Raw genomic sequence first — 19254 nt, 5'->3', positions numbered from 1 at the left:
TCTTTAATGAAGATTAAGGGGGATTTGTATTATGTTTGAAAAATTACTTACCTCTATAGGTGTCGGTAATCTAACAATCGATACGCGTTTAGAAAAGATGACTTTTAATGAAGAAGAACCCATTAAAGGTAAAGTAATATTTAAAGGTGGGTCATGTGATTTAGAAGTTAAATATATCGAATTGTCCCTTATTGAACGTGTCAATAATCAAAATGAGGATAGTGATTTTTCGGAATTTGATTATGAATTGCATAAGCATAAAGTTAATCAATCCTTCTTGATTAAGAAGAAAGACCATCAAGAATATGAATTTGAATTTAAATTAGAACAAATTGAATTCAAAGGTGAACCAGATGAAATATATTTAAAGACACATGTTCATATCGATCAGTCAATTGGCGCTGATGATGAAGAAAAATTAAGTATAGTACGATAATTAATAATCAAGTCTTACAAAGCTGACCTATAAGAGGTTAAAGCTTTGTAGGGCTTTTTTATTTAGACAAATAAATCTCTTGAAATAGAACGTATGTTCGTATATAATGATGATACAAACAAATGTTCTGGGAGGTGATGTGATGTACAATTACAGTGATTTCCAAGAGAGATATATTTTATGTTTAAGTCTTCATAACTTTTTTGCGAATGTGTCATGTGTTTCTAAAGGTATTAACCCAAATGAAAATAAATTAGCTGTTATTTCCGATACGAAAAGGCAAGGCGCCATTGTTATTTCTGCTACTGAGCCATTACAAGAATTAGGAATCAAGACTGGTTCAAGACTATTTGAAATACCACATAGAAATGATATCTTTATCATCAATCCAAATATGAAACAATATATAAACTATGCAAATACTATTTATAAAGTATTGCTTAATTATGTACACGCAGATGATATCCAACAACATCGTGTAAATGAAATTTTCATTGATGTGACAGATTATTATAAACAATATTGTGATAAACCAAGTGAATTTGCTGCTAGAATTCGAGCCGAAATTGAACAAGAAACGCAATTGAATTGCCATATAGGTATTGGACCGAACATGTTGCTGAGCAAGTTGGCTTTAGATACAGAATCTTATCAACATGATCAATCAATTGGATTATTAAATTATAGCGATATAAGGGATAAAGTGTGGCCGATACATCCGTTGCATAAAGTATGGGGCATAAATGATCGATTAGAAAAGGAATTAAATGAGCTTGGTTTATATACTGTTGGAGATTTAGCACGTTATCCAGTTAATAAATTAACACAATTATATGGCACTATGGGTAAGGAATTGAATCTAATCAGCAATGGTATAGATACAAATATCGTACGCGAAACGCATAGTATTTATAATCCGGACATTAAATGTGAAGTAGCGTTTGAAAAACAATATCAATATTATGAAATGAAAGAAATTATACTTCAACAAGTGGAACGTTTAACGAAACAATTAAGATCTAGAAATTTATTAGTTAAGACAATAGCTTTTTCACTGAAAAGTAATGCCAATACAATATCTAAATCTTATACTTTAAAAGACGGCACAAATATTACGATGGATATATTTAGAGTAATCTGGAGTTTTACAGAACAGTTATGTGATAAACATGAGAAGTATTCAGCATTAAATATTTCACTTACACAACTCGTGCCAGAACGAGCTCGTGAACTGAATTTATTTATTGATACATTTGAGCGAGAATGTGATGAAGCATTAGCATTGCTTACAAATGAACAAAGTGACAATAACACGTATAGAAGACAAGATGAAAGTAGACAGAATCTAGTCGATTTTAGGTGAAATATAATAAATAATGACTATGTGTTAAAAATGTAAACTTTATTAACATTTGACAAATTCTTTGCACATTTATATACTTATTTTGATTAACAATCAAATATGGGGAGTGGTGCATGGTGATTAAACAAGTTACACCTTATCTTTACTTTAACGGAACTTGCGAAGAAGCATTAGCATTTTATAGTGAAGCATTAGATGGAAGTGTAAGAGAATCACAAACTTATGGTGACGCAGGTGTAGATGCCTCCGAAGATCCTAATAGAATTATACATGCACAATTAGAAGTTAATGGTCATTTATTTATGTTTTCTGATATACCAAATGACGATGATTCACTTCATAATAATCACAATATATATATTGTTTTAGAATTTGAGACAGAAGAACAAATTAATGAAGTTTATAATATTTTTAAAGAAGGTGGACAAGTTCAAATGGAACTTGGGCAAACTTTCTGGGGACAGACATATGCGAAAGTAATCGATCAATTTGGTATAGGTTGGGATTTAACTTATACACATCAATAAAATAAAGTATAAAGAAAAACCATAAACAATTTTTGAGTAAAGTTTATGGTTTTTTAATTTTCTCCATTATATTATTTGTAATCTTTTAATTTTAAATTTTTTCTGTAACATATAATTAGAACGAAATCAAAAGAAGGTGGCGTTATTCATGAAAGTATTAATTGCACCAGATTCCTTTAAAGGTAGTATTGATGCACTCAGTGCTGCACAAGCGATAGAACGTGGCATTTTAACAGTAGATCCTGATACTAAGACGTTTCTTCTTCCAATGGCAGATGGTGGAGAAGGTACGATGATTAATTTAGTGCAAGCAACTAAAGGAACAGTAATTGAAGTTAATAGTATAGATCCGTTATCAAGACCAATACAATCAAGTTATGGTATAACTGGCGATGGAAAGACAGCAATTATCGAACTAGCAACAAGTTCGGGGATTGATTTACTTAAACAAGAGGAACTTAATCCATTACATACGACCACTTATGGAACAGGCTTACTTATTAAAGATGCCATTGAAAAAGGCATTAAACATTTTATTGTATGCTTAGGTGGAAGTGCTACAAATGATGCAGGAATTGGTTTATTACAAGCATTAGGCTATCAATTTCTAGATAAAAATGGAGTAGAAATACCATTAGGTGCAGAACATATTCATAATATTGAAGCGATAGATCAATCAGATGTGATGCCACAAATACATGATGTGAAATTTGAAATCGCATGCGATGTGACGAATCCATTCGTTGGTAAACAAGGTGCAAGTTATATATTTGGGCCACAAAAGGGAGCAACTCCAGAAATCGTAGAGAGGCTAGATCAATCATTTATTCATTTTGCAGATGTTATTAAGTCATTTAAAGATAAAGAAATAAGCAATATAGAAGGTGCTGGTGCTGCAGGTGGAACAGCAGGTGGCATGTTAGCGTTCTTAAATGCAGAATTAAAAAGAGGTATCGAACTTGTAGTAGGTTTTGTGAATTTTAAAGATATTATTAAAGAAAATGAAATAGACTTGATTATCACTGGTGAAGGCAAAATAGATGGTCAAACTTCTGGTGGAAAAGTCATATCAGGAATTGCACAAATTGCAAAATCTTATGACATACCTGTTATCGCAATTGGTGGTACGGTAGAGATGCCATTATCAGCACTTCACGAACAAGGCTTAACTGCAGCATTTAGTATTGCAAATGGTCCAATGACTTTAGAAGATGCTATGAAAAATGGTGATAAATTCATTGAACAACAAACTGAACAAATATTTAGAGCGCTTAAAAGGAAATAATAAAAAGAAGTGGGATTAATTTCCCACCTCTTTTTAATGATTATACCGATATTTTTGAACTTGATTAATAATAAAGACACCAGAAATCATAAATAAGATAGCTAAAATGAGTGTGAATTTAAAATCAATCATACTTGTAATAAGTAATGCAATCGTTGTTACAATACCGTTAAATATTGCAATCGGTACTTGGGTCTTATTGTGATCTTTATGGTCAGCACCAGCACCTGTTGATGATAATATGGTTGTATCTGATATTGGAGAACTATGATCCCCAAAGATACCTCCAGAAATAACGGCTCCTATACAAACTGCTAACGAAATGTCTAAATGATATCCTAATGGAATTGCGAGAGGTAACATAATAGCAAATGTTCCCCAAGAAGTTCCGTTTGCGAAGGACATACATGCACCAACAAGGAAAATTAAAGCAGGTACTATAGCAGGTGGTATCGTGCCATCGATAACTTGAACGATATAGTTAGCCGTTCCTAATTTGTCCAATACACTTCCTAAAGACCATGCTAATACTAAAATAACTAAAATATCTGTCATATTTTTCATACCGGTAGTATAAATATTTAATGATTGGCTAATTGTCTTAACTTTATAAAATAACATTAATAGGATAATAGAAATAGCAGCAAAGAAATAAGATAAACTTAAAGCTATTCTGAAATCTTTACCCTCTACACTTTGGAACGGGAATCCTTTAGGTGCTAATAAAGTAAACAATGAAACAATTAAAATGACGATAGGTAACCAAATTAGAATGGGTTTACTTTTATTTTCTACATCTTTATCAACTTCTACACTTTCTCTTAATGGCTTCGCATTGTCCCAATAAATTTGACCAGTATTCATTATACGATCCTCAGCTGCTTTCATAGGTCCGAAATCTAATTTTAATAAAATAATAAGAGGGACGATTAATACCGCAAGGACTGGATAAATAAAGTAGGGTAATGAAACCATAAAGGCATCCCATGAGGACATATCTATACTTAATCGTTTAAATTCTGTATCAATTAAACCCATAATATAAACGCCCCAACCAATAAACGGTACCATTACAGAAACTGGCGATGCTGTTGAATCAATAATCCAAGCTAATTTTTCTCGTGATATCTTCGCTTTATCAAATAAACTTTCATAAATTGGACCAACAATTAAAGGTGTGCCCATTTCAGAAAAGAATATTATAATACCACTAAACCAAGCAGCAAGTTGGATTTTGATACGACTTTTTGCACCTGATATAAATCGATTCGCAAATGCTTTTGCACCGCCTGAGTTCTCAAGCAACGCCACAAATCCTCCGATAAACACTAATAAGATAAGTATGCCCGCATTATATTCATCAGCAACCGTGCTGTACAAATAATCTCCAAGTAATTTTTTTAAAGAAGATATTGGATGAAAGCTTGTTAACAAGAGTATACCTGAAAATAATCCTAAAAATAATGAAACAATAACACTTCTCGTAAGTAATACCATAATAATGGCTATAATTGGAGGAATAATCGACCAAAAGCCAAAATGATCCATAAAAATACCCCCTTCAAAATATTCTGAAATATGTAATTATTTAATCTTCACATATAATTATAAATAAGTAAATATGATTTTAATAAATTAACAATGATATGCATTCTTATACATAGAACAGTGACAATTATATATAACAAAATGACAACTATATTTGTCAATATGACTAAAGTCGTGTATATTGATAAATGTAGGTGGTGGTCAAATGAGAAATAGGGTAAAAGAGTTAAGAGCTCGGGAAGGATTTAATCAAACTGAATTGGCTAAAAGAGCAGGAATTTCAAGACAAACAGTTTCTTTGATAGAGCGGAATAACTTTATGCCATCAGTATTGACTGCTGTTAGAATAGCAAGAATACTCAAAGAAAATGTTGAAGATGTTTTCATATTCGAGGAGGATGAATTATGAAAAAGAATAAAATTATGTTAATTGGTAACTTAATATTATATATGCTGATCGGTGGTTTAGTAGGTGGCTTACTTACAAGTATTTTTAAAAAAGGACATGACTTTTTAGAAATTGAACTTACGACAGTGCAAACTGATATTACAGCCATTATTCTAGCAATTGTATTAGTTATATTAGTTATCATTTTATTGAGCGTTTATAAAAAAGCTGAAAAATATAGAAAATTTGAAACAAATCCTGAAAATGAAGATGAAATAGAAATACAGTTAGAAAAAACATTAATTTATCCACCCATATTGCTTGGTATCATTATGACAATAGCTTTAACAATACTAAATATCGTCATTAACTTAACAAAAGAACCAAGTATGCTGTCTTTATTAATTGCGATGATTTCATTAATAGCAACAGCACCAATATCATATATGCATTTATCTAAATTGAGAAAATTATACCCAGAGCGAAACTATCCTAAAGCAGGAGATAAAAAATTAAATGAAAAAATAATAGATATGATGGATAGTGGAGAACAATATATTACATTAATTGCACTACAAAAAACTTATACACTGAACCAACAATTAATAATCGGATGTATAGCATTATCATCAATATTCTCAATCTCATCAAACAATAATCAATTCTTTAGTGTGTCATTATTGATTATTTTATATTTAGTCAACACAATGTATTACTCTAAAAAAGTATCAGAAACAATATAAAAAACTGCCTTTTATGGGCAGTTTTTTGTTTGAATGAATGAGGATGTACAATTGAAGTGACCCAAGTCATGGCTTAACGACCTATTTAAGCCATGAGATGACCCAAGTCATGGCTTAACGCCTAACTTAAGCCAAGAGATAGCCCAAGTCATGGCTTAATGTCTAACTTAAGCCAAGAGATAGCCTAAGTAATGGCTTAATGTCTAACTTAAGCCAAGAGATGACTCAAGTCATGGCTTAACGCCTAACTTAAGCCAAGAGATCATCCACAATCTATTCCACTAATCAAAACAAAGCCAAGAGACATTCATTCTCTTGGCTTTGTTCCTAATCTCGATATTCGATATTACAATGTATACGTATCAAATGATTGTAAGGCTTCTATTGCGCGATCTCTGTCTGTACTTGACTTGAAACTTAATCTCAATGCACCCATAATATCTTCTCTAACTTCTAATATTCGAATATTTGTTATAGAGATGTGATTTTGTCCGAGTATTCTTGTTACTTCACTGATCATACCTGGTTTATCTGGGATATCGACATATAAATCAAATGTTGATGTTAAGGCACCTTGTTCTTTAATAGGGAGCTGGTCTCTATATGTTTTGGCTGATTGATAAAAATCATGAATTAATGCAGGATTTCCTTCTTCTATCATTTCTTTCGTATGTGTCATTTGTTCGATCCAATTTTCCATAAGTGTGACAAGATGTTCTTTATTTTCTAATGTGATGTCACGCCACATATCAGCATTACTACTCGCGATACGTGTGATGTCACGGAAACCGCCTGCTGCTAATGTTCTGACATATTCGGATATTTGTGTGTTTTCTTCATTCATATGAATTAAACTTGATGCGATGACATGTGGAAAATGACTGACGACACCAGTTACATAGTCATGTTCTTTTGCTGACATTTTGATGAATTTTGCTTTAGTAGGTACTAACAAATGTTTAACTTCACTATAAGCCGCTTCATTGTCTGCTTGATCATATATCAATACATAATAAGCATTCTCGAATAAGTGCTTTTTTGAATTCGTGACACCTGACTTATGGCTACCTGCCATTGGATGTCCACCGATTAAATGAATATCTTGTTCTAATAATTGTGATTCTAGTGAACTTAATCCTAATTTCGTACTACCTGTATCGGTAACGATTAATCCTGGTTTAGTATCAATTTCTAATAATCGCTTACCGTACTCAATAGATTGCTGTACGGGTGTGGCTAATATAATTAAATCTGCTTGACGAGCACTAGAATCAAAGTCCGTTGCAATTTCATCTATAATTTTCATAGATAATGCGATTTCTGAATGTTTTTCAAAATAATCGTAACCTGTTATATGTAAATTGGGATGATAAAATTTAATATTTTGTATTAAACTCCCACCAATTAATCCTAGTCCAACTATAAATACGCGTTGCATAAAATCCCTCCAATACTTTAATAGTTTAAAGTAAGTTAGTGTGAGAAAGCAAGTGTTATTGATTTATTTTTTTAAAAGTATAGAATGATAATAAATGTATAAGGAGTGGTTAGATGACAATTAACGTAAAAGAAACGATCGATACAATTAAAGAACTTGTTTACATTAATAGTCCGTCTGGATTTGCTGATCCAGCAGTTGAATATTGTAGAAAAGTTGCTGAGTCTTTAAATTATGATACGAGTGTAACACACAAAGGCGGATTATTTATCAACGTACCAGGAAAAAATGATGATGCACAACGTCTGATTACAGCACACGTAGATACATTAGGTGCAATTGTTAAAGATATTAAAGAAGATGGCAGATTACAACTAGATTTAATTGGGGGATTTAGTTGGAATGCGATTGAAGGGGAATATTGTACTATCACTACGCAAAGTGGAAAAGAAATAACAGGTACCATTTGTTTACATGAAACAAGTGTCCATGTATATAAAAATAATACTGAAATACCAAGAAATGCCGAACATATGGAAGTAAGATTAGATGAAAAAACATTTAATCCAGATGATACAAGAGCACTAGGCATTGAAATTGGAGATGCAGTGAGTTTCGACCCAAGATTTGTACATACAGAATCAGGATTTGTTAAATCTCGTCACCTTGATGATAAAGCAAGTGTTGCGATGATTTTACAATTTTTGAAATATCTTAAAGAAGAAAATGTTGAACTACCACATACGACACAATTTTATATTTCGAACAATGAGGAAATTGGTTATGGTGCAAATTCAAGTATTTCAGATAAAGTTGTAGAATTTATCGCTTTTGATATGGGTGCATTAGGAGATGGACAAGCTTCTGATGAATACACAGTATCTATTTGTGTGAAAGATGCTTCAGGGCCATATCATGTAGGATTAAGAAATCATTTAGTCAATTTATGCAAAGAAAATGATATTCAATATAAATTAGATATATATCCTTATTATGTTTCTGATGCTTCTGCTGCTTTACATGCTGGTGCTGATATTAGACATGGATTATTCGGTGCAGGCATTGAATCTTCGCATGCTTTAGAACGCACACATGAAGATTCTATTCTTGAAAGTGAAAAGTTATTAAGAGCTTATTGTTTATCAGAAATTAAAAACTAATCAGAATTCAAGGGTTGACATTTAAAATTTATTCTCGTATAGTGATATTTAATTAATCCGAAGAAATCATTCGGAATTTGAAAGATGAGTATCTCGTGTTGATAGTAGCAAATAGAAAGCTAATGGTTGATGTAAATTAGCACTACACACAAAGAGAGAATTGGGCTTTCAAATCATCAATTAAATGAAATTTAGAGTGAACATGAAATTCAATGTTAACTAAGGTGGCACCACGGTAACGCGTCCTTACAGATAGCGTATACTGTGGTGTCTTTTTGTATACCTAAATCAGTGGTCATAAGTATAAATTAAAGCCTGTAGCAAATAGAAAGTTAGTGGTTGATGTAAACTAACACAGTTTAATTTAGAAATGGGGACCATGTAGACATAATTAAATATTTAATGAGTGAATAAGTTTTATACTTATTAATGAAGGTGGTACCGCGCATAAGCGTCCTGTTTGATTAGGATGTTTATGCGCGGTTTTTTTATTAAGGAGGATTAAGATGATTATTAAATTTAAAAAGTTAAATGCTGATATTACCCCAGAAACTTTAGGACAAATAAATCGTAAGAAAATGATTTTAGAAAGTGCAAGCACAGACCAAATGAAAGGTAGATTTTCAATTGTAGCGTTCGAAGCTGTTGGAAAAGTGAATTTATATGATGATTATTTACAAATATTTATAAATGAAGAAGAACAACTTGTAAATGAACGTCCATATGAATCACTAGAGGATTTCATCAATGATATGAAAGTTGACGAAGTTCCAGAAGTTTTAACACATTTACCATTTGTATCTGGCATGATCGGGTATTGTAGCTTCGATTTAATTAGATATCAAAATAAATTACTTAAGCAAATTGAATTGCAATCAGATATTCCAGACGCTTCATTTAATCTTGTTGAATCTGTATACGTATTTGATCATTTTAAAGAAGAATTGTTTGTTATCGCATCTAACTTATTTAGTCAGAATACGGAAGCACAAGTTGAGCATGAGCTCAATAAAATGGTTGAAACATTAAAAGATATTTCACTATTTCAAAATAAAATTGAACATACATCAAGAGGTGAACTTGAAACTAATATTAGTGAAGAAGATTTTATGAAAGAAGTCGAATATTATAAATCGCTTATTAGTCAAGGTGATATGTTCCAAGTCGTACCTTCAAGAATTTATAAATATAAACATTACTTTAATGAACAAAATAAAGATACTTTGAAACTTCAAATTTATAAAAATTTAAAAAGACAAAACCCAAGTCCATATATGTATTACATTGACGATGAAGAAAGAAGCATCATTGGATCTTCACCAGAAAGTTTCATTAAGAAACAAGGTAATATCATTACAACAAACCCAATAGCAGGTACTAATAAGAGGGGTCAAACAGAAGAAGAAGATAAACAAAATGAGGTTGCACTGATTACAGATGAAAAAGAATTAGCTGAACACCGTATGCTTGTCGATCTTGGAAGAAATGATTTAAATATGATTGCTCAAACAGGTTCAGTATATATGCCTAAGTTAATGACTGTTGAAAGATTTGAACATGTTATGCATATCGTCTCAATCGTCGAAGGTAAAATTAGACCAGAAATTACACCGCTTCAAATGATTACAGCTTTATTACCAGCAGGAACAGTATCTGGTGCACCTAAGACGAGAGCAATCACAAGAATTTATGAAAGCAGAAAAAGAAAACGCGGTATTTACGCTGGTGGTGTTGGCTATATTAATTGCAACCATGATTTAGATTTTGCTTTAACAATTAGAACGATGGTTGTTGATAACAAATATGTAAATGTAGAAGCTGGCTGTGGTGTTGTATATGATTCAAACCCACAAAAAGAATTAAAAGAAACGATGATCAAAGCAAAAAGTTTATTGGAGGTTACACCATGATATTAGTAATTGATAATTACGATTCATTCACATATAACTTAGTAGATTTAATTAAGCAACATGATGACGTCTTAATCTATCATCCGGATGAGGCACCGTTCAATTTAAATATTGATGGATTGGTTATATCTCCAGGACCTGGTCATCCTGATGATACAGAAGACTTAAAAAATTTAATAGAAGCATATAAAGATAAACCGATATTAGGTATTTGTTTAGGCGCTCAAGCATTAACGACTTATTACGGTGGAGAAGTTGTCGTTGGGAAAGAAGTTAAGCACGGTAAAGTTGATCAAATTGATATTATTGAAACTTCTAAATTGTATCAAGAATGCGAACAGCATTTTAATATTATGAGATATCACTCATTAATTAGTGATGAAAAAAAATTTCCGAGCACTTTGAAAATTACAGGAAGAACGAGAGATTCCATACAATCATTTGAACATAAATTAGAACCACATTTCGGAATACAATTTCATCCTGAATCATTTGCTTCAGATTATGGAAATGAAATTATAAAAGCTTTTATCGATATAACAAGGGAAGGTGCAAATTATGAACACGTTAAAACAACTCATTCAGTATCATGATTTATCGCAACAAGAAATGAAATCATTTGTAGATTTAATGATGGATGAACAAGCAGATGTATCATTGAAGGTTGCACATTTAGTAGCATTAAGTATGAAAGGTGAAACATCAGATGAATTATCGAACTTAAGTCAAAGTTTAATCGAAACAACATATAAAGAAAGACCTTATTTAGAAGATAGTATTTGTGTTTGTGGCACGGGTGGAGACCATTCTGGCAGCTTTAATATTTCAACAACCGCTTCATTTGTTGTTGCGGCAGCTGGCTTGAAAGTTTTGAAACATGGTAATAAAAGTATTACATCTAAAACAGGTAGCATTGATATCTTATCTGCTTTAAATATTCAAACAACACCTATTAAAGATGCGACAGAAAAAGTAAACGAAACAAATTTAGCATTTTTAAGTGCAACTGAAACGTATCCGATTATGAAGACTGTTCAACCTGTTCGTAAATCAATACCAACACCAACAACATTTAATTTACTTGGACCAATGATTCATCCGTATCATTTAGATTATCAAGTGATGGGCGTTTATGATGAAACGAAACTTAAAATTATTGCTGAAGCAATTTATAAATTAGGAAGAAAACGTGCCATTATCGTGCATGGTGCAGGTGGCATGGACGAAGCAACTTTATCTGGTGACAACATTATATATGAAGTATCTCAAGATGAAGGCATTAAACATTATACTGTAAATGCTGAAGAATACGGATTACAATCAGCACCTAACGAATCATTAAAAGGTGGAACACCTGAAGAAAACAAAGTCATTACTTTAGACATATTAACAGGACAAGATCATGGTCCTAAAAGAGATGTCGTTGTATTAAATGCTGCTTTAGCGTTATATGCCGGTCAAAAAGTAGACTCTATAAAAGAAGGTATTACGTTAGTAGAGTCTTTAATAGATGATAAACATGCATTAAATATATTAGAAGCTGTAGGAGGAAAAGTTTATGACAATATTGGATGAGATTGTAGAATATAAAAAAACATTACTAAATAATCAATATTATGAACAAAAATTAAACACATTGGAGAAAGTGGATGTACAACACAAAACATCTTTCTTAAGTCGTACACAGCATGATAATAAGTTGAATATCATTGCTGAATTAAAAGCAAAAAGTCCTACAGTATCAGATATTCCGAAACGAGATATGGCTACTCAAATAAAATTATATGAACAATACGGTGCTTCTGCTATATCTATATTAACGGATGAAAAATATTTCGATGGTAGTTATGAGAGATTACAAAATTTAACAACTAAGACGACATTACCTGTTTTATGTAAAGATTTTATCATTGATAAAAGACAAATTGATTTAGCACATCATGTTGGTGCCTCTATTGTATTATTAATCGTGAATATTTTATCAAAAGAAGAACTCGAAACTTTATACGCATATGCAACAGAAAAAGGTTTAGAAGTACTTGTCGAAGTGCATGATAAAGAAGAACTCAATATTGCACATGAAATTGGTGCACAATTAATTGGCGTTAATAATCGTGACTTAAAAAGATTTGTCACAGACGTTAAACATACGAATGAGATCTTAACGCAAATTAAACCAGGTGTAACATACATTTCTGAAAGTGGTATTCGTACTTTAGATGATGTAAAAAGTATTATCAGCAGTGGTATTGATGGCGCATTAATTGGGGAGTCGCTAATGAAACATCCACACTTAGATGAATTTCTACCAAGTTTACGACTAGAAAAACAAGGTGAGCAACATGTTTATTAAATGTTGTGGCTTTCAAGAAAAAGTTACTATAGAAACAGCTGTCTTAAATCATGTCGATGCAATTGGATTTATCACGTATCCAAAAAGTAAACGATATGTATCTGTTGAAGAAATAAAGTCATTAAGTAAAGACATTCCCCAAACGATTGATATCGTAGCTGTCGTTGTGAATTTAACGATGGTAGAAATTGATGAACTTATTCGAGAAACTTCTATTAATACACTTCAATTTCATGGTGATGAATCTGTATCATTTATACAAGAGGTTAAAGAAAAGTATCCGCATATTAAAATTTATAAAGCTTTACCCGCTAATGATCAATTACTTACTAATATAGAAGCTTTTAAAAATGAAGTAGATTTATTTTTAATTGATACGCCTTCAAAAGATTATGGTGGTACAGGAGTATCTTATGACTGGTCTATATTAAATGCATTAAACAATATTCCGTATTTAATTGCTGGTGGTATTAATATAGATAAAATTAAACAAATTGAATCATTAAACTTTAACCATAATGGTTATGACATATCAAGTGGAATTGAAACGAATGGTCAAAAAGATAAAGAGAAAATTAAAGCATTACTAACATATGTAAAGGGATGATTGAATTGAATAAAAATATACAATTAGAAGCAGATGAATTAGGATTTTTCGGAGAATTTGGTGGACAATATGTACCAGAAACATTAATGCCAGCTATACAAGAATTAAACGATACGTATCAACAATTAAAAAATGATCCGGAATTTCATGAAACATTAAATGATTATTTAAAGGATTATGTAGGTAGAGAAACACCTTTAACATATGCTGAGCGTTATACAGAAGCACTTGGCGGCGCAAAAATATACTTAAAAAGAGAAGATTTAAATCATACTGGCGCTCACAAAATCAATAACGCATTAGGACAAGCGCTTATTGCAAAGAAAATGGGTAAAAGAAAGCTCGTTGCTGAAACTGGTGCTGGTCAACATGGTGTAGCGAGTGCAACAATTGCAGCGTTGTTTGATATGGAACTTATTGTATTTATGGGTGAAGAAGATATTGAAAGACAAGCATTAAATGTTTTCAGAATGGAATTATTAGGTGCTAAAGTTGTACCTGTAACAGACGGACAAGGTACGTTATCAGATGCAGTAAATAAAGCTTTACAATATTGGGTTTCACATGTTGAAGATACACATTATTTACTTGGATCGGCGTTAGGTCCTCATCCATTCCCAACTATCGTAAGAGATTTACAAAGTGTGATTGGTAAAGAAATTAAGAAACAAATATTAGAGAAAGAATCTCGATTACCAGATGCAGTTGTTGCATGTATTGGTGGCGGTTCAAATGCAATTGGTACATTTTATCCGTTTGTAAATGATGAATCTGTTAAATTATTCGGCGTTGAAGCTGCTGGTGAAGGTATAGATACTACTAAACATGCTTTAGCTATTGAAAAAGGGAAACCAGGTGTATTACATGGTTCTAGAATGTATTTAATTCAAGATGAAAATGGACAAGTCGAACTTGCGCACTCTATTTCAGCGGGATTAGATTATCCAGGTGTAGGTCCGGAACATAGTTATTATAACAATATTGGTCGTGTTCAATATCCGAATGCAAGTGATACTGAAGCGATGGATGCGCTTATTAAATTTACACAGTTAGAAGGTATTATTCCAGCTATAGAAAGTGCACACGCGTTGAGTTACGTTGAGAAACTAGCACCAACAATGGATAAAGATGAAATTATTGTTGTGACAGTTTCTGGTAGAGGAGATAAAGATATGGAAACGATTAGAAAGTATATGCAAGAGAAGGGGGATCATCATGCGTAAATTATTTATACCATATGTCATGGGAAACAAAGATTTTATAGATTCAGTCAAGCTTATGGACGAAAATGGTGCAGATTATATAGAAATTGGTTTACCTTTCTCGGATCCTGTAGCTGATGGCCCAACGATTATGGCGGCTGGACAAGAAGCGATTAAACAAGGTATGTCTGTTAATAAAATCATTGATCAACTGATCGAACATAAAGATGAAATCAATACGCCATATTTATTTATGACTTATTATAATTTAATTGATGCTTATGGTGTTGACGCTTTTATAGAACGAATTGCTGAAGCGAATGTTTACGGTTTAATCATTCCAGATTTACCATTTGAACTTGGACAAAGATTTAAAAAGTATTTACAACCTAAAAACATTAAATTAATTTCTTTAATTGCGATGACTTCTAGTGATGAAAGAATTAAACAAATAGCCGAACATGCGGAAGGCTTTATTTACACAGTGACAATGAATGCGACGACTGGTGATGGCAGAGGCTTCCATGAATCTTTAAAAGATAAAATTAAATTTATACAACAACACGCTAGTGTACCTGTTGTTTGTGGATTTGGTATTAGAACTGAAGAACATGCTAAAGAAATAAAGGCATTTAGTGACGGCATTGTGATTGGTAGCGAAATTGTTAAAAGATTAAAAAATGATTCAATAGAACAAACTCAAGCATATTTGCAAAGTATTAGAAAAGCATTAGATGAAGATTAAAAATGCATAACCCTTAATAGAAGAAAAAGAAACACACTTCATGTATAATCGACATTAACAAATGAAAAGGAGTGTTTTTAATGAGCAAAAAAGTTCTCATAGTTGTTACAAATGCATCTCAATTTAAAGATGGTAAACCAACTGGGTTATGGCTAGAAGAAGCAGCAATTCCTTATAAAGTATTTATTAAAAATGGATTAGAAGTGGATATTGCATCTGTAAAAGGTGGCAGTGTTCCGATAGATCCAAATTCAACTCAAAATGACGAAGCTAAAGAATATCATGACGTATTAGAAAAGTTACAACAAACATATAGTATTAGAGACATCGTGTTTGAGAGTTATGATGGCATATTCTTACCTGGTGGTCATGGAACAGTATTTGACTTCCCAAATAATGAAGACTTGGAAGATATGCTAGCATATTATAGAAATAACGATAAGGTGATTGGTGCAGTATGCCATGGTCCAAGTGCATTTGTAGGCGCTAAGCTTCCTAATGGGAACTATTTAGTGGATGGTGTTAAATTAACTGCTTTTACAGATAGTGAAGAAAAAGCAATGAATTTAGAAAATGATGTACCATTTTTACTACAAACACAACTTGAAAAACAAGGTGCTCGATTCGTTAAAGGTGCTGATTTTGAATCGCATACAGTTGCAGACGGTAAATTTGTCACAGGACAAAATCCAAATTCGAGTGAAGAGGTTGCCGAAAAATTTGTGAATGTATTAAAATAGTTAAGCAATATAAATAAAAACCTGCCATATGGTAGGTTTTTATTTATGAAATAATGGTATAGTAATGAGTATTATTTTAGAATAAAGACAAAATATTGTATAATTGTAATAAATACATAAAAATGAGATTGGGAGTATTGTATAAATGAAATTTACAAATTTAACAACTGGTGAATTTGAAGCTTTTACAAATAAAATGCCGTACGCGCATTTTACACAAGCAGTAGGTAATTATGAATTAAAAACATCTGAAGGTACTTCAACACATTTAGTAGGGGTCAAAGATAATCAAGGTGAAGTATTAGCTGCGTGTCTGTTAACAAGTGTACCAGTTATGAAGAAATTTAATTACTTTTACTCAAATAGAGGACCAGTAATGGATTATGACAACAAAGAACTTGTTGACTTTTTCTTTAAAGAAATCGTGAGCTATTTAAAAAGTTATAAAGGATTATTCTTTAGAATCGATCCTTACTTGCCATATCAACTAAGAGATCATGATGGCAATATTAAAAAATCATTCAACCGTGATGGTTTAATTAAACAATTTGAATCATTAGGTTATGAACACCAAGGCTTCACAACTGGTTTCCACCCAATACATCAAATTAGATGGCATTCTGTACTTGATTTAGAAGGTATGGACGAAAAGACGCTCATCAAGAACATGGACAGTTTAAGAAAAAGAAATACTAAAAAAGTTCAAAAAAATGGTGTTAAAGTTCGTTTTCTATCTAAAGATGAAATGCCAATATTCCGTCAATTTATGGAAGATACTACAGAGAAGAAAGATTTCAACGATCGTGGCGATGACTTCTATTACAATAGATTAAAATACTTTGAAAATGTAAAGATTCCTTTAGCATATATAGACTTTGAAACTTACATTCCACAATTAGAAAAAGAACATGAACAATACAACAAAGATATTGCAAAAGCTGAAAAAGATTTAGAAAAGAAACCAGATAATCAAAAAACGATTAATAAAATAGACAACTTAAAACAACAAAGAGAAGCAAATGAAGCTAAATTAGAAGAAGCACGTCAACTACAACAAGAACATGGTGATACATTACCAATTGCAGCTGGTTTCTTTATTATTAATCCATTTGAAGTTGTATATTATGCAGGTGGTTCATCTAATGAATATCGTCACTTTGCAGGTAGTTATGCAATTCAGTGGGAAATGATTAAATACGCATTAGATCACAATATTGACCGTTATAACTTCTATGGTATCAGCGGAGACTTCTCAGAAGATGCACCTGATGTTGGCGTTATTAAATTTAAAAAAGGTTACAATGCAGATGTTTATGAATATATTGGTGATTTCGTTAAACCAATTAATAAACCAGCGTACAAAGCATATACAACACTAAAAAAAGTATTAAAAAAATAAATGATTTTCAGTAAGAGAGGAATTTAGATAATATGAAATTTACAGAATTAACGGTTACTGAATATGATGAGTTCGTATCTGATAGTCGATACGAAAGTCACTACTTTCAAGTAAAAGAAAACATCAAGACGAGGGAAAATGATGGTTTTCAAGTTGTATTATTAGGTGTTAAAGATGAGAATAATCAGGTAGTTGCAGCAAGTCTATTCTCAAAAATACCAACATTAGGTAGTTATGTGTATTATTCAAATCGTGGTCCGGTAATGGATTATAGCAATCTAGATTTAGTGACATATTACTTCAAAGCACTTGAAAAGTACTTAAAACAACATCAATGTCTATATGTTAAAGTCGACCCATACTGGATTTACAATATATATGATAAAGATATTAAACAAATTAAAGAAGATGGCGCTAATGACCAAATCGTTGATTTAATTAAATCACTAGGCTATGACCATCACGGCTTTACGACTAAATATGATCCATCAAGCCAAGTAAGATGGATGGGTGTCTTGAACTTAAAAGATAAAACATTAGCAGAAGTTAAAAAAGGATTCGATAGCCAAAGAAAACGTAACGTCAATAAAGCACATAATTACGGTGTTAAAGTACGTTTCTTAGAACGCGATGAATTAGATATATTCTTTAAATTATATAGAGAAACAGAAGAAAGAGCTGGCTTTATTTCTAAGACAGATGAATATTTCTTAAACTTTATTGATACATATGGTTCTAAAGCATTAGTACCATTAGCATATATCGATTTAAATGAATATATTCAATCAACACAAGAGAATCTAAATGAATTAGAAACAAAACGTGACCAAATGATGGCAAAAGAAAACAAATCTGAAAAACAATTAAAGAAAATTGCTGAAACTGATCGTTTAATCGACCATGCACAGAAAGAATTATTAGAAACTAGCGAACTTATTAAAACAGATGGCGAAATCTTAAACTTAGCATCAGGTGTATTCTTTGAAAATGCATATGAAATCAATTATTTCTCAGGTGGCTCAAGTGAAAAATACAATCACTTTATGGGTCCATATATGATGCACTGGCATATGATTAACTATTGTTTCGAAAATGGATTCGATAGATACAATTTTTACGGATTATCAGGAGATTTCACTGAAGATAGCGAAGATTACGGTGTATATCGATTTAAACGAGGATTTAACGTTCAAATCGAAGAATTAATCGGAGATTTCTATAAACCAATCAATAAGAAAAAATATTTCTTACACAATGTAATTCAAAAAGTACGATCTAAAATTAAAAAGTAATCAAAAAAAGCTGAAATTCAACTTTCAGCTTTTTTGTGTTAAATATAGGGTTAGTGGCATATATCATATTTATTCGATTAATTAGTTTACATAATATATATTATAGGAAGTTAAGTAC

19 protein-coding genes are annotated in these 19254 nt (G+C 31.7%); 17 read left to right on the top strand and 2 right to left on the bottom strand.

The window, feature by feature from the left end:
• The first annotated feature begins 31 nt into the window (after positions 1-31).
• The 4 genes from ACJTHF_RS07165 (at position 32) to ACJTHF_RS07150 (ending at position 3611) form a co-directional block, all read left to right on the top strand.
• Positions 32-436, top strand: a complete 405-nt coding sequence (locus ACJTHF_RS07165; RefSeq protein ID WP_048543099.1) for a sporulation protein — start codon at positions 32-34, stop codon at positions 434-436.
• Between the two features lie 142 nt (positions 437-578).
• The gene (locus ACJTHF_RS07160) at positions 579-1799 is read left to right on the top strand and encodes a DNA repair protein (RefSeq protein WP_088592375.1); all 1221 of its coding nucleotides are present in this window, start codon (positions 579-581) and stop codon (positions 1797-1799) included.
• Between the two features lie 113 nt (positions 1800-1912).
• Complete coding sequence (locus tag ACJTHF_RS07155; RefSeq protein ID WP_181294758.1) at positions 1913-2326, top strand: VOC family protein; 414 nt, start codon at positions 1913-1915, stop codon at positions 2324-2326.
• Positions 2327-2474: 148 nt separating this feature from the next.
• Positions 2475-3611, top strand: a complete 1137-nt coding sequence (locus ACJTHF_RS07150) for a glycerate kinase (protein ID WP_106417679.1) — start codon at positions 2475-2477, stop codon at positions 3609-3611.
• A gap of 33 nt (positions 3612-3644) precedes the next feature.
• Here the strand turns inward: ACJTHF_RS07150 and ACJTHF_RS07145 are convergent, their stop codons facing one another.
• Positions 3645-5159: a Na+/H+ antiporter NhaC family protein gene (locus ACJTHF_RS07145; protein WP_058591310.1), complete on the bottom strand. Its 1515-nt coding sequence runs from the start codon at positions 5157-5159 to the stop codon at positions 3645-3647.
• A 205-nt stretch (positions 5160-5364) separates the two neighbouring features.
• Between ACJTHF_RS07145 and ACJTHF_RS07140 the strand changes: the two genes are divergently transcribed.
• Both ACJTHF_RS07140 and ACJTHF_RS07135 read left to right on the top strand, forming a co-directional pair.
• Positions 5365-5568, top strand: coding sequence for a helix-turn-helix transcriptional regulator (locus ACJTHF_RS07140; RefSeq protein WP_025905978.1), 204 nt, complete (start codon positions 5365-5367; stop codon positions 5566-5568).
• On the top strand, positions 5565-6290 hold the full coding sequence (locus tag ACJTHF_RS07135) for a DUF3169 family protein (protein WP_084754655.1): 726 nt from the start codon (positions 5565-5567) through the stop codon (positions 6288-6290). Before ACJTHF_RS07140 ends, ACJTHF_RS07135 begins: the two co-directional genes overlap by 4 nt.
• Before the next feature lie 346 nt (positions 6291-6636).
• Here ACJTHF_RS07135 and ACJTHF_RS07130 read toward each other — a convergent pair whose 3' ends face one another.
• Positions 6637-7728, bottom strand: coding sequence for a prephenate dehydrogenase (locus tag ACJTHF_RS07130; protein WP_058591309.1), 1092 nt, complete (start codon positions 7726-7728; stop codon positions 6637-6639).
• Between the two features lie 113 nt (positions 7729-7841).
• Between ACJTHF_RS07130 and ACJTHF_RS07125 the strand changes: the two genes are divergently transcribed.
• From ACJTHF_RS07125 to ACJTHF_RS07075, 11 genes are all read left to right on the top strand, one after another.
• Complete coding sequence (locus ACJTHF_RS07125; protein ID WP_106417678.1) at positions 7842-8888, top strand: M42 family metallopeptidase; 1047 nt, start codon at positions 7842-7844, stop codon at positions 8886-8888.
• A gap of 506 nt (positions 8889-9394) precedes the next feature.
• Positions 9395-10798, top strand: coding sequence for an anthranilate synthase component I (locus tag ACJTHF_RS07120; RefSeq protein WP_232157163.1), 1404 nt, complete (start codon positions 9395-9397; stop codon positions 10796-10798).
• Entirely contained in the window at positions 10795-11391 is a 597-nt protein-coding gene (locus ACJTHF_RS07115) for an anthranilate synthase component II (RefSeq protein WP_078355765.1), read from the top strand. The genes ACJTHF_RS07120 and ACJTHF_RS07115 overlap by 4 nt, the downstream gene beginning before the upstream one ends.
• On the top strand, positions 11357-12373 hold the full coding sequence (gene trpD / locus ACJTHF_RS07110) for an anthranilate phosphoribosyltransferase (protein ID WP_058591305.1): 1017 nt from the start codon (positions 11357-11359) through the stop codon (positions 12371-12373). Before ACJTHF_RS07115 ends, trpD begins: the two co-directional genes overlap by 35 nt.
• On the top strand, positions 12357-13151 hold the full coding sequence (trpC, locus tag ACJTHF_RS07105; RefSeq protein WP_058591304.1) for an indole-3-glycerol phosphate synthase TrpC: 795 nt from the start codon (positions 12357-12359) through the stop codon (positions 13149-13151). Before trpD ends, trpC begins: the two co-directional genes overlap by 17 nt.
• Positions 13141-13758, top strand: coding sequence for a phosphoribosylanthranilate isomerase (locus ACJTHF_RS07100; RefSeq protein ID WP_232157160.1), 618 nt, complete (start codon positions 13141-13143; stop codon positions 13756-13758). The genes trpC and ACJTHF_RS07100 overlap by 11 nt, the downstream gene beginning before the upstream one ends.
• 5 nt (positions 13759-13763) lie before the next feature.
• Positions 13764-14981 carry a tryptophan synthase subunit beta gene (trpB, locus tag ACJTHF_RS07095; protein WP_088592736.1) on the top strand — a complete coding sequence of 406 codons (1218 nt, stop codon included), beginning with the start codon at positions 13764-13766 and terminating at the stop codon, positions 14979-14981.
• Entirely contained in the window at positions 14974-15705 is a 732-nt protein-coding gene (trpA, locus tag ACJTHF_RS07090) for a tryptophan synthase subunit alpha (RefSeq protein WP_058591302.1), read from the top strand. Before trpB ends, trpA begins: the two co-directional genes overlap by 8 nt.
• Before the next feature lie 80 nt (positions 15706-15785).
• Positions 15786-16445, top strand: coding sequence for a type 1 glutamine amidotransferase domain-containing protein (locus ACJTHF_RS07085; protein WP_037587994.1), 660 nt, complete (start codon positions 15786-15788; stop codon positions 16443-16445).
• Between the two features lie 145 nt (positions 16446-16590).
• Positions 16591-17844, top strand: coding sequence for an aminoacyltransferase (locus tag ACJTHF_RS07080; RefSeq protein WP_058591300.1), 1254 nt, complete (start codon positions 16591-16593; stop codon positions 17842-17844).
• Between the two features lie 32 nt (positions 17845-17876).
• Positions 17877-19136 (top strand): aminoacyltransferase, encoded by a 1260-nt coding sequence (locus tag ACJTHF_RS07075; protein ID WP_049318918.1) that lies wholly within the window; start codon positions 17877-17879, stop codon positions 19134-19136.
• Positions 19137-19254: the final 118 nt, after the last annotated feature.

Source organism: Mammaliicoccus sp. RAM2, from assembly GCF_045897195.1.
Lineage (GTDB): Bacteria > Bacillota > Bacilli > Staphylococcales > Staphylococcaceae > Mammaliicoccus > Mammaliicoccus sciuri.
This window is presented reverse-complemented; position numbering and strand designations above follow the sequence as displayed.

Excerpts from the sequence above, each read along its gene's own strand:
- ACJTHF_RS07075 (WP_049318918.1), top strand. The coding sequence starts at position 17,877 with ATGAAATTTACAGAATTAACGGTTACTGAATATGATGAGTTCGTATCT.
- trpA (WP_058591302.1), top strand. The coding sequence starts at position 14,974 with ATGCGTAAATTATTTATACCATATGTCATGGGAAACAAAGATTTTATA.
- ACJTHF_RS07130 (WP_058591309.1), bottom strand. The coding sequence starts at position 7,728 with ATGCAACGCGTATTTATAGTTGGACTAGGATTAATTGGTGGGAGTTTA.
- ACJTHF_RS07080 (WP_058591300.1), top strand. The coding sequence starts at position 16,591 with ATGAAATTTACAAATTTAACAACTGGTGAATTTGAAGCTTTTACAAAT.
- ACJTHF_RS07140 (WP_025905978.1), top strand. The coding sequence starts at position 5,365 with ATGAGAAATAGGGTAAAAGAGTTAAGAGCTCGGGAAGGATTTAATCAA.
- ACJTHF_RS07165 (WP_048543099.1), top strand. The coding sequence starts at position 32 with ATGTTTGAAAAATTACTTACCTCTATAGGTGTCGGTAATCTAACAATC.
- ACJTHF_RS07120 (WP_232157163.1), top strand. The coding sequence starts at position 9,395 with ATGATTATTAAATTTAAAAAGTTAAATGCTGATATTACCCCAGAAACT.
- trpD (WP_058591305.1), top strand. The coding sequence starts at position 11,357 with ATGAACACGTTAAAACAACTCATTCAGTATCATGATTTATCGCAACAA.
- ACJTHF_RS07115 (WP_078355765.1), top strand. The coding sequence starts at position 10,795 with ATGATATTAGTAATTGATAATTACGATTCATTCACATATAACTTAGTA.
- ACJTHF_RS07145 (WP_058591310.1), bottom strand. The coding sequence starts at position 5,159 with ATGGATCATTTTGGCTTTTGGTCGATTATTCCTCCAATTATAGCCATT.
- trpC (WP_058591304.1), top strand. The coding sequence starts at position 12,357 with ATGACAATATTGGATGAGATTGTAGAATATAAAAAAACATTACTAAAT.
- ACJTHF_RS07135 (WP_084754655.1), top strand. The coding sequence starts at position 5,565 with ATGAAAAAGAATAAAATTATGTTAATTGGTAACTTAATATTATATATG.
- ACJTHF_RS07150 (WP_106417679.1), top strand. The coding sequence starts at position 2,475 with ATGAAAGTATTAATTGCACCAGATTCCTTTAAAGGTAGTATTGATGCA.
- ACJTHF_RS07100 (WP_232157160.1), top strand. The coding sequence starts at position 13,141 with ATGTTTATTAAATGTTGTGGCTTTCAAGAAAAAGTTACTATAGAAACA.
- ACJTHF_RS07155 (WP_181294758.1), top strand. The coding sequence starts at position 1,913 with ATGGTGATTAAACAAGTTACACCTTATCTTTACTTTAACGGAACTTGC.
- ACJTHF_RS07160 (WP_088592375.1), top strand. The coding sequence starts at position 579 with ATGTACAATTACAGTGATTTCCAAGAGAGATATATTTTATGTTTAAGT.
- ACJTHF_RS07085 (WP_037587994.1), top strand. The coding sequence starts at position 15,786 with ATGAGCAAAAAAGTTCTCATAGTTGTTACAAATGCATCTCAATTTAAA.
- ACJTHF_RS07125 (WP_106417678.1), top strand. The coding sequence starts at position 7,842 with ATGACAATTAACGTAAAAGAAACGATCGATACAATTAAAGAACTTGTT.